This is a genomic window from Kitasatospora sp. CB02891 (assembly GCF_002803145.1).
GTDB classification, from domain to species: domain Bacteria; phylum Actinomycetota; class Actinomycetes; order Streptomycetales; family Streptomycetaceae; genus Kitasatospora; species Kitasatospora griseola.
Map to the genome: position 1 here is coordinate 35,537 of NZ_NNBO01000023.1, position 14,222 is coordinate 49,758.

Below are 14,222 nucleotides of genomic sequence, written 5' to 3' on the forward strand. Positions count from 1 at the left end.
AAAAGCTGGGGGGTGCGAGTTCAGGGGGGCTGGGAGGTGCCCCCACGGGCCCCTGATGTTGCGCTCGCCTGCCTTTGCTTCGCCATGATGAGGCCATGCGGGAGTTGCTGATCGAGCTTGGGGACGGGCCGGGAGGCCTTGCGGGGCGGTTGACGTGGGGGTTGCGGGCGGCGGTGCGGGACGGGCGGTTGGGGGTGGGGGAGCGGTTGCCGGCGAGTCGGGTGCTGGCGGCGGAGTTGGGGGTTTCGCGGGGGGTGGTGGTGGAGGCGTACGAGCAACTCGCCGCGGAGGGCTACCTGGTGGGGCGTCGCGGGTCGGGGACGCGGGTCGCGGCCGGGGCGGCGGCGGTGGGCCCGGGGCCGGTGTCGCGGGTGGCGCCGGTGGAGGTGAGGTACGACCTGAAGCCGGGGACGCCCGATCTCGGGGCGTTTCCGCGGGCGGCGTGGGCGGCGGCCGTACGGCGCGCGTTGCTGGGGGCGGCGAACAGCGATCTGGGGTATCCGGATCCGGCCGGACTTCCGCAGCTGCGTGGGGAGTTGGCGGCGTACCTGGGCCGGGTGCGGGCGGTGGTGGCGCGGCCGGAGCGGGTGGCGGTGGTCAGCGGGGTGGGGCAGGGGCTGGCGCTGCTGGTGCAGGTGCTGGCGGCGGGCGGGCGGCAGCGCATCGCGGTGGAGGACCCGGGTTCGCCGGGCGCGCTGGAGCTGCTGCGGGCGCACGGGGTGCGGCCGATCGGCGTCCGGGTGGACGAAGAGGGTTTGGTGGTGGGGGAGTTGGCGGCCAGTGGAGCGGACGCGGTGCTGGTCACCCCGGCGCACCAGTACCCGACGGGCGTGGTGCTGTCGGCGCGGCGGCGGACCGAACTCGCGGCCTGGGCGCGGGCCGGGGGGCTGGTGATCGAGGACGACTACGACGCCGAGTTCCGTTACGACCGTGAACCGCTGGGCGCCGTCCAAGGGTTGGCGCCGGAGCGGACGGTGTACCTGGGCTCGCTCAGCAAGACGTTGGCGCCCGGGCTGCGGCTGGGCTGGGCCGTCCTGCCGGACCACCTGGTGGAGGAGTTCGCCCAGGCCAAGCTGTACGCCGATCTGGGGACCGGCGCGATCGACCAACTCGCCTTCGCCGCCCTGCTGGAGAGCGGCGGCTACGACCGCCACCTGCGCACCGTCCGCCCCCGTTACCGGGCCCGCCGCGACGCCCTGGTGGCCGCGCTGCGCCGGCACCTGCCGGGGGCCGAACTGCGGGGCGTCGCGGCCGGGTTGCACCTGTGTGCGGACCTGCCGGACGGCGTGGACGAGCAGGCGGTGGCGGAGGCGGCGCTGTGTCGCGGGGTGCGGGTGGCGACGGTCGGGCCGGGTCGGCTCGTCCCCGGTCGGCCGTCGATCGCGCTGGGATACGCGGGAGTTGCCGAGCAGCGGCTGCAGGACGCGGCGGCGCTGCTCGGCGAGGCGGTGCGGGAGCTCGGCTGACGCTCCGTCAACTTCCGGCCAGGTGGCCGGTGGCGGCGTATATCAGGGTGGCGAGCAGGAGCAGGACGGCGGACAGGAGGACCGCCTGGACCAGGCCGCGCTGCTCGCGTGGGGCGTGGGCGATGGCCGCGCCGGCGGCGATGCCGGTGAGCATGCCGCCGAGGTGGCCCTGCCAGGAGGCGAAGGTTCCCGAGACGACCATCCACACCAGCAGGGTGACCATCATCTGGTTGCCGCCGAGCGGGTCGTAGCCCTGGCGGCGGCTGAGGATCCAGTAGCCGCCGGCCAGGCCGAAGATCGCGCCGGACGCGCCGACCGTCAGGGTCTGCGGGGCGATCAGGTAGACCAGCGTCGAGCCGCCGAGCGCGGACAGCAGGTACAGGCCGAGGAAGCGCAGCACGCCGAGGCGGTCCTCGACGACCCGGCCGAGCGACCACAGCCAGTACATGTTGAACACGATGTGGACGACCGCCATCGGGCCGAGGAAGGTGTCGGAGTTCGGCGACAGGTGCAGGAACGTTCCGGTGAGCAGCCGGTACCACTCGCCGTGCGCCACGCCGGCCTGGTGGAACAGCATCGGCATGTCGTACGGGTCGCTGTTCGGGTTGTCCGGCAGCATCGCCGCGCCGAGCATGCCGAACTGCTGGACGGTCTCCGGTCGGACCACCTCGACCACGTACGCGGCGATGTTCAGCGCGATCAGCACGAGGGTGGCGTACGGCCGGGAGGTGATCCGTCCGCCGAACGCGGTGCGAGCCTGCCGGACGCTCTGGTGGCCGGACTTGACGCACTCCACGCACTGGTAGCCGACGGCCGCGTCGCGGCGGCAGTCCGGGCAGACGCTGCGGTCGCAGCGGCTGCAGCGGATGTACGACTCGCGGTCGGCGTGCCGGTAGCAGGTCGGCGACGGTGCCGCGGGAGCGGGGGCTCCCGCGGCGGGTTCTGCGGCGTCCAAGACGGGCCCTCCCTGAGCGGTGGTGCTCGGCCGCGGCGGCGTCCACGGCGATGATCCACGGCGAAACGGCGCTCACCCTAGAGCACTGCTCGGACGGGCCGCACGTCAGGCCTGCCCGGCCTCCCGGCGTCCGCTCCGCCGGGGTGCGCCGGGTCGGTGCGGGCGGCAGCTGTTGCCGGCGGTCCGTACCTCGGGCCGGTCCCCGGCGCGGGCACGCGACTGCCGGTGCGGCGAAGCCGGGCGGGGGGTGGACTGCCCGTTCTCGTAGGGCAGTTCACCCGTGGTGTCGTCGGCTCCTGGGCTGGTTCGCGGCGCGGCCGGGTCAGCGGCGGGTCGCGCTGAGGACGGCGAACTTCGGACTGCCCGCCACCGTGCGGCAGTTGCCGAAGAGGCGGCGGAGCTTGACGTGGTAGGCCAGGTGGCGGTTGCCGACCACGCGCAGTTCGCCGCCGGGGCGCAGGACGCGGCGGGCGCCGGTGAACATGCGCCAGGCGATGGCGTCCGTGGTGGCCTGGTGGGAGTGGAACGGCGGGTTCAGCAGGACCACGTCCACCGAGGCGTCCGGGACGTCCGCGAGGGCGTCGCCGACCAGGAACTCGGCGCGGGCGTCCGGGCCGAGGGCGGTGCGGAAGGTCTCCTCGGCGGAGGCCGCCGCCTGGAACGACTCGTCCACGAAGAGGAGTTCGGCGTGCGGGGCGGTCAGGGCGGCGGCGGTGCCGACGATGCCGTTGCCGCAGCCGAGGTCGACCACCCGGCGGGCGTCGCCCAGGTCGGGCAGGTGCTGGAGGAAGAACCGGGTGCCGATGTCGAGGCGGTCCGCGCAGAACACGCCCGCCTGGTTGGCGACCTGACGGCCCGACAGGACGCCGATGCCGTCGGGGAGCCGGTAGCGCAGCGGCCACGGGTTGGTCGGGCGGTCGAGCGCCGGCTGCGGGGTGGTGTGGATCAGGCGGGCCTTGCGGACCGCCAGCGAGGTGCGGGTCGGGCCGAGGATCCGCTCGAACAGCTGGAGCGTGGAGGTGTGGATCTCGGTCACCATTCCGGTGCCGACCACCACCGTGCCCTCGTGCAGTGCGGGCGCCAGGCGGTGCAGCTGGTCCTCCAGCAGCGCCAGGCTCTTGGGCACCCGCACCAGCAGCACGTCGATCCGCGACGGCGGCTCCTGCTGCGTGGTGCGGACCTCCACCGCCTCCGGGTCCAGCCCGTTGCGGGCCAGGTTCGCGGCGATCGCCCGGGAGGCCAGGTGCGAGTCGGTGATCGCCGTCAGCGGGCCGGCCGCCCCCGCGAGCGCCGTCGAGACGGCGCCCCACCGGTCGCCCAGCACCACCACCGCACCGTCCAGCGCGACGGGGCCGCTGCTCTCCGGCCCCTCCTTCAGGTGCCGCAGCAGGTACTCGTCGGCGGCGTCCCAGGCGCGCAGCTGCTCACGCGGGTTCTCCGGGAACCGGGCCAGCTCGAAGGTGCCCCAGGCGGTGGTGAAAGAGTCGTTCATCGTGCCCCCAGGCTATCCGAGGGGGCGGGGGTCGCCGGACGGCGGCGGAACGGGAGGAGCGCCGTGCGGCGACGGGACAGGGTGGTCGGGGCGGTCCTCGGGTCGGCGGTCGGCGACGCACTGGGCGCACCGTTCGAGTTCGGTCCCGCGGGAGTGTTCGGAAAGCGCTTCCCGAACACCCCTGGAATGCGCTTTCCGTACGCTGCATCGATGTGCGGAGGCGGCGGCTGGGAGCCGGGCGAGGCCACCGACGACACGCAGCTGGCCGTCCACCTGGGCGAATCACTGCTCGACGCGGGCGGCCTCGACCTGCCGGGGATCTTCGAGCGGTTCCGGGCGTGGGCCGCCGCCGACCCCAAGGACATCGGCATCCTCACCGAGTGCGTCCTCGGCAGCGGTCTGCCCTGGGACCTCGCCGCGCAGATCCACTTCCAGACCGAGGGCCGGGCCGCCGGAAACGGCGCCCTGATGCGCGCCGTCACGGCCGCCGTCCGGTTCGCCCCGCTGGGCCGGGCGGCCACCATGGACGCCGCCCGCCGGATCACGGCCCTCACCCATGGCGACGGCGCGGCCTGGGAAGGCACCGCGATCCTGCACGAACTGCTGCGCCGCGCGCTCGACGGCGAGGACCCGCTCGCCGCGCTGCCGTCGACGCTGGCCGCCGTCCGGGCCGAGCACCGCGAACGCTGGGCGCGCGTCCTCGCCGAGGACTGGCACCCTGCCCTCGCCACCGAGAGCAACGGCGCGGTCTGGCCCTGCCTGGGCTCCGCAGTCTGGGCGGTGCGCACCACCGGGGGCTTCCCGGACGCGCTGCGCGCCGTCGTCGACCTCGGCGGCGACACCGACACCACCGCCGCCGTCACCGGGGCCCTCGCGGGTGCCGTGTACGGCGTGGACGCGATCCCCGAGGAGTGGCTGACGCCGCTGCACGTCCCGCTCCCGCCGACCGGACGGGTGCTGCGGGCAGGGGAGTTGACGGTGCTGGCGGAGGCGCTGGAGGCGGCGGGGCGTTCGGCGGCGGACGAGGCGCCGGAGCGGTGACGGAGCGGTGCCGGGGTGACGGCCGTGGCCTGCGATGCGCGGCCGCCGGCTCCCGCAGGCCGGGCCCGCGGTTGCCCGCGGTCGGTCAGCTCTCGGTGAAGACCAGGCTCGCGTTGTGGCCGCCGAAGCCGAAGGCGTTGGTGAGGGCGGCTTCGGCTTGGACGGTGCGGGCGGCGGCGGTGACCAGGTCGAGGTCGGCGGCCGGGTCGGGGGTGGTCAGGTTGCGGATCGGGGGGACGAGCTGGTCGTGCAGGGAGTAGGCGGTGGCGAGGGCGGCGAGGGCGCCCGCCGCGCCGAACAGGTGGCCGGTCATGGACTTGGTGGCGGTGACGGCGGGGCGGTGCGGGCCGAAGACCCGGGCGAGGGTCTCGGCCTCGGTGAGGTCGCCCTTGGGGGTGGAGGTGGCGTGGGCGTGCACCATGCCGATCCGCTCCGGGGTGACGCCGGCCTCGGCGAGGGCGCGGCGGACGGCGCGGGTCTGGCCGTCCGGGTGGCCGGCGGTGATGTGGTGGGCGTCGGAGGTGACGGCGGCCCCGGCGAGCGTCGCGTAGGAGTGGCGGCCCGGGCGCAGCGAGGCGCGTTCCAGGACCAGGACGGCCGCGCCCTCGCCGATGACGAAGCCGTCGCGGTCCAGGTCGAACGGGCGGGAGGCGTGCTCCGGGTCGTGGTTGCGCAGCGAGTGCGCGCGGGCCTGGGCGAATCCGGCGAGCGGCAGCGGGTGCAGGCAGGCCTCGGTGCCGCCCGCGATCACCACGTCGGCCCGGCCGAGGCGGATCAGGTCCAGGCCGAGCGCGACGGCCTCCGCGCCGGACGCGCAGGCGCTGACCGGGGTGTGGGCGCCGGCCTTGGCGCCGAGGTCGATCGACACCCAGGCGGCGGGGCCGTTCGCCATCAGCATCGGCACGGTGTGCGGCGAGACCTTGCGGACGCCGGAACGCTCCAGCACGTCGTCCTGGTCCAGCATGGTCACCGCGCCGCCGGTGCCGGTGCCGATCACCACCGCCAGCCGTTCGCCGTCCACCTCCGGCCGGCCCGCGTCCGCCCACGCCTCGCGGGCCGCGATCAGCGCCAACTGCTCGCTGCGGTCGAGGCGTCGGGCCTCCACGCGGTCCAGTGCCTCGGACGGTTCGACGGCGAGCTGCCCGGCGATCCGGATCGGCAGTTCGACCATCCAGTCCCGTTCGATCGCGCGGATGCCGTTCCGACCCTCCAGCATCGCCTGCCAGGTGGCGGGGGCGGTGCCGCCGAGCGGGGTGGTGGCTCCCAGCCCGGTGACCAGGACGCGGTCGGTGACGCCGCCGGTGACGCTGTCGGATTCCGTGCGCACGGTGGGACTCCCTTTGTGATGAGGGCACAACGAATGCCGCCCCGGCGGTCGGCCGGGTCGGTCGGTGATGGCCACTCTGCCAAGCAGTGATCGGGAGTTCAGGTACCGGACGGGACTGATTCACGTCCGCGCGTTTTGGAGGGATCGGACAGATTGATCTGACGGTCCGTCGGGAAGTGCCGGGCGTCCGGGCGGTCAGGGGAGCAGCGTGCGGGCCTGCGTGAGCAGGGCGGCGAGGGCCAGCTCGAAGGCGGTGTCGGCGCGGGACGGCCCGGCGGCGGCCATGGCCTCGGCGAGCAGCGGGGTGTCGGCGTCGGTGTCCCAGACCGCGGCGGGTGCGGCCAGGTCGAGCGCCGAGCCCAGCACCAGGTTCTCCACGGCGGTCAGCAGGGGCATCACCGCGGGCAGCGGGAAGCCGGCCTCGCGCAGCAGGGCGACCGTGCGCTCGTAGTGGACCAGCACCTCGGGCGCGGCGACCTGACTGATCGTCAGCAGCGGGATGGCGCGCGGGTGGGCGGCGAAAGCGGCCCGGTAGGAGCGCGCCCAGGCGTCCAGGGCGACGTCCCACGGGCGCAGGTCCAGGGCGGTGAGGTCCATGGCCGAGGAGACCTGGATGCGCAGGAGTTCGACGATGCCGGTGCGGCCGTCCACGTGGTGGTAGACGGAGGCGGTCTGCACGCCGAGCCGGCGGGCGATCTGCGGGACGCTGAAGTCGCCCTGCTCGTCGACCAGGGCGAGCGCGGTCGCGCCGATCCGCTCGCGGTCGAGCAGGGCCTTGCTGGGGCGTCCCACCGGTGGGCCCTCCTTGTCGGGTGCGTCACGGCCGGCGCAACTGCCGTCCTGACCTCGGAAATCGCTGCGGACGGGTGCGAAATCGGGTCTTCCCAGAGGGTAGTCGGCCGGGCTATGGTGCCGAAACCAACGGAAACCATCAACCTTTAGGTTTATGGTCCCCGGAGCCGGACCCCCACCATCCGGCCGCGCGAAGGGCTCCCCCCATGACCGAATCCCCCACTGCCGCGCCCACGCTGCGCAGCGGCAGTCTCGGCACCGCCGACATCGCCTTCTTCGTGGTCTCCGCCGCCGCCCCGCTCACCGTGATGGCCGGCGTCGCCCCGCTCGCCCTGCTGATCGGCGGCATCGGCGCCCCGGCCGGCTACCTGGCCGCGGGCGTCACGCTCGCCGTCTTCGCGGTCGGATTCACCGCGATGAGCCGACACGTCCGCAACGCCGGCGGCTTCTACGCCTACATCACCCGGGGCCTCGGCCGGCCGGCCGGATTCGGCGCCGCCCTGCTCGCCCTGCTCGGCTACCTCGGCATGAACATCGGCGTGTACGGCCTGCTCGGCACCGCCACCCACGACACCGTGAAAGCGCTTACCGGGTACGACGTTCCGTGGCTGCTGCCCGCGCTGCTCGGGCTGGTCGTCATCTGGTACGGCGGCTTCCGCTCGATCGACTTCGGCGCGAAGGTGCTCGGCGTCCTGCTGCTCGCCGAGACCGGCATCCTGGCGCTGCTGGCCGCCGCCGTGCTGCTCAAGGGCGGCGCGCACGGCCTGAGCCTGCAGGCGTTCGCCCCCGGGAACGTGCTGACCAACGGCACGCCCGGCGTCCTGGCGCTGGCGTTCGCCGCGTTCACCGGCTTCGAGTCCACCGTCATCTACCGCCGCGAGGCCCGGAACCCGGACCGCACCGTCCCGCGCGCGACCTACCTGGCCGTCGCCTTCCTCGGCCTGTTCTACGCCTTCGTGGTGTGGACCGTCATCCAGGCCTACGGCGACGCCGAGGTGGTCGCGGCCGCCGCCGCCGATCCGGGCGGGCTGTTCTTCACCGCCATCGACCAGTACGTCGGCGGCTGGGCCGCGGACCTGATGCACGTGCTGATCGTCACCAGCATCCTGGCCTCGCTGCTCGCCTTCCACAACGCCACCAGCCGCTACGGACTCGCCCTCGCCGAGGAGGGCCTGCTGCCCCGGGCGCTCGGCCGGATCCACCCCCGCCACCGCTCCCCGTACGTCGCCGGCCTCGCCCAGACCGGCCTCGGACTGCTCGTCGTCGTCGCGTTCGCCGCCGCCGGGGCCGACCCGTACACCCAGCTGCTGCTCTGGGTGAACACGCCCGGCATGCTCTCGCTGGTCGCGCTCCAACTGCTGGCCGCGATCGCCGTGCCCTGCTGGTTCCGTCGCCGCAGCCACGGCGAGGGCGTGCTGCGCACCGTGGTCGCCCCCCTCGCCGCCGCGCTGCTGCTGGCCGGCGCGCTCTGGCTGGTGGTCGACCACATCGAGCTGCTCACCGGCGCGTCCCCCGCCGTCAACCGGGTGCTGATCGCGATCGTCCCCGCCGTCTTCGCGGTCGGCGTGCTGTACGCGCTGCGCACCCGCGCCCGGCGTCCGGAGGTCTACGCGGCCTTCGCCGCCGAGCCGTCGGAGGAGCCCGCCGGCCACGCCCCGGAGCAGACCGCGGACGCGCCGCCGACCCTCGACTCCCCGGTGCACAGCGCCGTCTGACCCAGACTCGGACCACATCCCCGTACCACCAGGAGCCCACCGTGTCGCCCGACACCATCGTCCTCGCTCGCACCGTCCACACCCTGGACGCCGCGCACCCCGCCGTCACCGCCGTCGCCGTCGAGGACGGGCTGATCACCGCCGTCGGTGACGCCGCCGACGCCCGCGACTGGGCCGGGCCCGGCACCGAGACCATCGACCTCGGCGACGCCGTCCTCGTCCCCGGCCTGGTCGACGGGCACAGCCACCCCGCGTTCGGACTCGAACTCTCCGAAGGCGTCGACCTGTCCGACGTCCAGGACCTCGACGGGCTGCGCGCCGCCCTCGCCCGCGCCGAACGCCTCGACGGCTGGCTGCTCGCCTGGAACCTCGACCACAACGTGTTCGGCGACCGGCCCGTGCACCGCGCCCTGATCGAGGACGTGCTCGGCCCCGACGTGCCCGCGTTCATCCGCCTCTACGACGGCCACTCCGCGCTCGCCACCGGCGCCGCCCTGCGCGCCGCCGGCATCACCGGGGCGCGCCGCTTCGCGCAGCGCGCCACCGTGGTCTGCGACCCCGACGGGACCCCCACCGGCCACCTGATCGAGTTCGCCGCGATGGACCCGGTCGCCTCGGTCATGCCCAGCCGCCCGCTCGCCGAACGCCGGGACGCGCTGCACGCGTTGCTGCTCGACATGGCCGCCGGGGGCCTGGCGGGCGCGCACGTGATGGACGCCGACGGTGACATCCTCGACCTGGTCCGCGCCATCGAGGCCGACCGCCCGCTGCCGCTGCGGCTGCGCATCGCCCCCTGGTGCATGCCCGGCGCGAGCGCCGCCGACCTGCGCCGACTCGCCGACCTGCAGGGCGAGTCCGGCCGCAACTGGCTGGTCGGCGGAGTCAAGCTGTTCATGGACGGCACCGTCGAGGGCGGCTCCGCCTGGCTGGAACGCCCCGACTGCCACGGCGAGGGAACCGCCGCGCTCTGGCTCGACCCCGCCGAATACACCGACGTGGTCCGGCAGTTGGACGCGTACGGGGTGCGCACCGCGACCCACGCGATCGGCGACGCGGGCGTCCGCCACGTCCTCGACACCATCGCCGACCTGCCCTACACCGCCCGGGGCCGGCACCGGATCGAGCACATCGAGACGCTCGGCGACGAACAGGCCTTGCGCTTCGCCGAGTTGGGCGTCCACGCGTCCATGCAGCCCACCCACTCCGCGTACACCCGGGCCGACCACACCGACGCCTGGTCCACCCGCCTCGGCGTCGAGCGCGCCGAACGCGCCTGGATCTGCCGCACCCTGCGCGACAGCGGTGCGACCCTCGCCCTCGGCTCCGACTGGCCGATCGCCCACCACGACCCGCGCGGCGTCCTCGCCTACGCGCAGCTGCGCCGCCACGCCGGCAGCGACACCCCGCCCGTCGGACCCGAGCAGGCGCTCACCCCGCTGATGGCGCTGGAGGGCTACACCACCCACGCGGCCCGCGCCGCGGGCGAGTTCGACCGCACCGGCCGCATCGCGCCCGGCCTGCGGGCCGACCTCACCGCCTTCGCGCTCGACCCGCTGACCGCGCCGGCCGACGAGTTCGCCACCACGGCGGTGCCGCTGACCATGTCCGGCGGCGTGGTGACCAACCGTCAGGTCTGAGCGTCCTCGGGACGGTCGAGGTAGGAGTGGAGGGCGGCCGCGCCCGAGAGCAGGGCGCGGCCGCGGGCGGTGAGGCGCTCCTGCCAGGCGGTCAGGGTGGGGCGGACGGCATCCGGGTGGCCGGCCGTGCGCAGGCGGTGCAGGATCTCGGCGGTGCGGGCCAACCCGTGGCCACCGCGCCGCAGTTGCTCGGCGATCAGCAGCTCGCGCACCTGGTCCGAGGTGTACGTCCGGTAGCCGGTGCGGATGTCCCGGGACGGGGTGACCAGCCCCGCGCGCTCCCAGGCGCGCAGCGTGGCCGGGCGCAGTCCGAGACGGTGGGCGACCGGGCCGATGCTGGTGAACTCGGCACCGGCGACGGCCGGTCGGGGCGAGGGAAGGTGCTCCAGGGCGGTGCGCACCGCGTCCAGGGTGCGGCGGTCCTCGGCGAGCAGGGCGTGACTCTCGTCGATCAGCCGCAGTGCGACGTCCGGCTCCCCGCCGTTCACGGCGCTCAGGATCGCGGCGGCCGCGCGGTGGCCGTGGCCCGGCAGCAGGGCGAGGAACGCGCGGAGCGCGGCCGCGTGCCGCTCCCCGTACTGCCGGTACCCGTGCGGGGAGCGGTCGGCGGGCGGCAGGATCCCCGCCTCCTCGTAGTTGCGCACCGCCTGGGTGGACAGGCCGTGCTCCCGGGCCAGATCGATCGGCCGCAGCGCCATGATTGAGACTTTTCTGCTCGATTCTCGGGTGGAGAGCAGAAAAGCTTACACCGTCACTTCAGCGATACGGTGGAAGTCATGACTGTCTCGCGCTCACTCCGGGATGCCGCTCGTCCCTTCTCGCCGTCCGCCGTCACCGACCTGCTCCCGCCCCGGACCCGGGTGCTGGCCCTGGGCGAACCCACCCACGGCGTCGAGGCCTTCCTCGACCTCCGCAACGAGCTGTTCCGGCACCTGGTCGCCGAACACGGCTACCGCTCGGTCGCGGTCGAGAGCGACTGCCTGGCGGCGCTCGCCGTCGACGCCTACGTGGGCGGCGCGACGGACGGTGAGCTCGACGACGTGGTGCGGGAGGGGTTCGGCCACGGCTTCGGCGAGTTCGCCGGGAACCGCGAACTGGTGCGATGGATGCGGGAGTTCAACAACGGATTGGGGGAGGGGGAGGAGCGGCTGCGGTTCTACGGTGCGGACGGACCGCTGGAGATGGCGGGTGCGGCGGCGCCCGGGCCCGCGCTGATCCGGCTGCGGGACTTCCTGGGAGATCACCTTCCGGTCGAACTCCTGCCGTCGGAGGGCGAGTTGCTGCGGTTGTGCGGGCCGGAGGACCGATGGACCGAGCCGGCGGCGGCGTTCGATCCCGGGCGGTCGGTGGGGCGATCGGCCGATGCCGTCCAACTGCGGTTGATCGCGGATGAGTTGGTGGTGCTGCTGGCTGCGCACGAACCGCAGTTCGCGGCCGAGGCGGACCCCGAGGCGTACTGGCGGGCGCACCTGGACGCGCGGACCGCGACCGGGCTGCTGCGGTACCACGCGGCGATGGCGGGCATCGGGCCGGACCGGTTCAACTCGCTGATGCGGCACCGGGGTCTGATGATGGCCGACAACCTGGAAGCGATCACGCGGCGCGAGGCGCGGCGAGGTCCGACGCTGGTCCACGCCCACAACCGCCACCTCCAACGCGAGGCCGGCCGGCTCCCGCTCGGCACCCACCAGCTGCGCTGGTGGACCACCGGCTCCCTGCTCGCCACCCGCCTCGGCGAGAGCTACGCCTTCGTCGCCACCACCTTCGGCCACCGGGCCCCTGACGATCACCCCGACCCCGAGACCTTCGAGGGGCGCCTCGCCGCGCTCCCCGAGGCCTGCACCGTTCTCGACCCGCGTGTGCTGGCGCAGACGCCGGCGGGCCGGGCGAAGCCGCGGGTTCCGGCGGACCACACGTACTTCGGGATCGATCCGGGGGCGTTGGGACTGATGGACGGGGTGGTGTTCGTGCGGGAGATCCCGCGGCAGGCGGGGGCGTTCGGCGGCGGGTGAGGAGATGCCCGGCGGCACCGGGCGAGGGGGTGCGCCGGCCGGGTGGTGGCGGGTGGGGCGAACCGCTCTGGCCTGGCGCGGAGCGTAATTCGCGGTGGGGCGGGACGTGTTCGGGAAGGATGCGGGGATGCGTCGTCATGTGTGGGCCGGGTTGGCCGAGAATCCTGCGCTGCCGGTGGAGGCGGTGGACCGGTTGGTGACGATGCCGGAGCTGTCGATGGAGTTGGCCGGGCGGGTCGGGCTGACGGAGCAGCAGGTCGAGGTGTTGGCCGGGCGCGGTGTCGTGGAGGCCAGGGGCCTGGTGGCGAGCGGGCTGCTGACCGTCGAGCGGGTCGATCCGTCGCGGCAGCCCGTCGCGGCGCTCGGCTTGTTGTGGGCCGGACTCGCGCCCGTGGAGTGGGCCTACGCGGTGCTCGAACGGCCGGAACTGCGCGCGGAGTTGGCGGCCTGCCCGGTGCTCCCGGCCGAGGTGTCGCGGCGGCTGGCGGGTGACGCCGATCTCGCCGTTCCGATCGCGCTCGCCGGGGCGACGACCGATCCGGAGATCGCCGCGCTGCTGGCCGCCCACCCGTCGGAGCACGTCCGTGCGGAGCTCGGGTTCAACGAGGGCACGCCGTCCGCCGTGCTGGCCGACCTCATCAACGACCGTCCGCCGCTGGCTGGTTGCGAGGTCTGCGCGCGCCACGCCGTCCCGTGGGTCCACCCGCCGGACTGCCCGGACCGGGACTGCACCCTGCCCGGCGGGGCGGCCTGCGACGGAAGCCACCAGTACGCCCGGCACGGGATCCTGCAGGCCGCCCTCGGTCACCCGGCCGCACCCGTCGTCGACGTGCTCCGCCACCTCGACACCCCGTCACCGCTCCTGCGGGCCCAACTCGCCCGGCGCACCGACCTTCCCGCGTCCGCGTACGCCGCACTCGCCGGCGGACCGGAGAGCTGGGCGCGGGAGGAGTTGGCGGGCAATGCCGCGATCGGGGAGGAACTGATCCGGCAACTGGCCGCCGACCGGTCCGACGAGGTGCGGCGGAGTGTCACCCGGAATCCGCAGGTCCCGCTGGACGTCCTCGACCAGGTGTGCGGCGTCGTCCGGCAGTTGCCGCCACGGATCGCCGCCGCCACCCGCGCCGAACTGGACGCGCTCGCCACCGCCGCCGACCCCGAGCTGCGCCGCGTCACCGCGCTCCACCGCGACCTGCCCGCCCCCGTCCGCGACCTGCTCGCCGACGACGCGGTCGCCAAGGTCGCCGCCGCCGTCGCACCCCACCCCGGCCTGGACGAGGGGCAGTTGCGCGCCATGCACCGGCGCCACGGACGCGCCGTCGCCGCCGGAATCGCCGCCAATCCGGGCGTCACCCCCGCCGTGCTCGCCGAACTCGTCCGCGCCGACCACAACGTCGCGACCCTGCGCGCCCTCGCCACCCACCCCGCCGCCGACGGCCCCACCCTCACCGCCTGCCTCCGCGACACCCGAGCCCGCCGCAGCGTCGCCTCCCATCCGGCACTTCCGCTCGACCAACTCCGTTCCCTGCTTGAGGATTCGGACCCGGTCACCGTCCAGAGGGCTGCCGCGAACCCGGCACTGCCGGTGGCGGACCTGCTGCGCCTGATGCCACCGGGGTAGTCGGGCAGGGGCCGCTGACGCAGAGGGGCTCGGAGTGTTCGGCCGGGCGGACGAAGCGCATCCGGCAAGCGCCGACGGGGCCCGGTCGGACGCTCCGAACGTGCTGCCGTCCGGGTCCGGAGACCCCCGAGTCGACGTCCGGCAGCGCCTGAGACTGTCAATTC

Annotated in this window: 11 protein-coding genes; 6 read left to right on the forward strand and 5 right to left on the reverse strand. The window is 74.6% G+C overall.

All coding sequences use genetic code 11. The features are described 5' to 3' along the window. Nucleotides 1-95: 95 nt before the first annotated feature. Complete coding sequence (locus CG736_RS33840) at nt 96-1,466, forward strand: PLP-dependent aminotransferase family protein (RefSeq protein ID WP_100589949.1); 1,371 nt, start codon at nt 96-98, stop codon at nt 1,464-1,466. A gap of 7 nt (nt 1,467-1,473) precedes the next feature. Here the strand turns inward: CG736_RS33840 and CG736_RS33845 are convergent, their stop codons facing one another. Beyond that, nucleotides 1,474-2,421 (reverse strand): rhomboid family intramembrane serine protease, encoded by a 948-nt coding sequence (locus CG736_RS33845; RefSeq protein WP_100589950.1) that lies wholly within the window; start codon nt 2,419-2,421, stop codon nt 1,474-1,476. 322 nt (nt 2,422-2,743) lie between these two features. Further along, a complete protein-coding gene (locus CG736_RS33850) occupies nt 2,744-3,913 on the reverse strand; it encodes a methyltransferase (RefSeq protein WP_100589951.1) in 1,170 nt (389 codons plus the stop codon). Between the two features lie 63 nt (nt 3,914-3,976). Here CG736_RS33850 and CG736_RS33855 point away from each other — a divergent pair, with 63 nt between their 5' ends. Then, complete coding sequence (locus CG736_RS33855) at nt 3,977-4,954, forward strand: ADP-ribosylglycohydrolase family protein (RefSeq protein WP_100589952.1); 978 nt, start codon at nt 3,977-3,979, stop codon at nt 4,952-4,954. Between the two features lie 85 nt (nt 4,955-5,039). Here the strand turns inward: CG736_RS33855 and CG736_RS33860 are convergent, their stop codons facing one another. Both CG736_RS33860 and CG736_RS33865 read right to left on the reverse strand, forming a co-directional pair. Then, entirely contained in the window at nt 5,040-6,281 is a 1,242-nt protein-coding gene (locus CG736_RS33860; protein WP_100589953.1) for a beta-ketoacyl synthase, read from the reverse strand. A 195-nt stretch (nt 6,282-6,476) separates the two neighbouring features. Next, nucleotides 6,477-7,073 (reverse strand): TetR/AcrR family transcriptional regulator, encoded by a 597-nt coding sequence (locus tag CG736_RS33865; RefSeq protein WP_100589954.1) that lies wholly within the window; start codon nt 7,071-7,073, stop codon nt 6,477-6,479. 206 nt (nt 7,074-7,279) lie between these two features. On the opposite strand from CG736_RS33865, the gene CG736_RS33870 reads away from it, so the two are divergent. Then, nucleotides 7,280-8,788 (forward strand): APC family permease, encoded by a 1,509-nt coding sequence (locus tag CG736_RS33870; protein WP_100589955.1) that lies wholly within the window; start codon nt 7,280-7,282, stop codon nt 8,786-8,788. 41 nt (nt 8,789-8,829) lie between these two features. Continuing rightward, nucleotides 8,830-10,425 (forward strand): amidohydrolase, encoded by a 1,596-nt coding sequence (locus CG736_RS33875; RefSeq protein WP_100589956.1) that lies wholly within the window; start codon nt 8,830-8,832, stop codon nt 10,423-10,425. Here CG736_RS33875 and CG736_RS33880 read toward each other — a convergent pair. Beyond that, nucleotides 10,416-11,123, reverse strand: a complete 708-nt coding sequence (locus CG736_RS33880; RefSeq protein ID WP_100589957.1) for a MerR family transcriptional regulator — start codon at nt 11,121-11,123, stop codon at nt 10,416-10,418. The genes CG736_RS33875 and CG736_RS33880 overlap by 10 nt on opposite strands. A gap of 78 nt (nt 11,124-11,201) precedes the next feature. Between CG736_RS33880 and CG736_RS33885 the strand changes: the two genes are divergently transcribed. Both CG736_RS33885 and CG736_RS36705 read left to right on the forward strand, forming a co-directional pair. Further along, nucleotides 11,202-12,437 carry an erythromycin esterase family protein gene (locus tag CG736_RS33885; RefSeq protein WP_100589958.1) on the forward strand — a complete coding sequence of 412 codons (1,236 nt, stop codon included), beginning with the start codon at nt 11,202-11,204 and terminating at the stop codon, nt 12,435-12,437. Nucleotides 12,438-12,564: 127 nt separating this feature from the next. Next, entirely contained in the window at nt 12,565-14,058 is a 1,494-nt protein-coding gene (locus tag CG736_RS36705) for a hypothetical protein (RefSeq protein ID WP_157815837.1), read from the forward strand. Nucleotides 14,059-14,222: the final 164 nt, after the last annotated feature.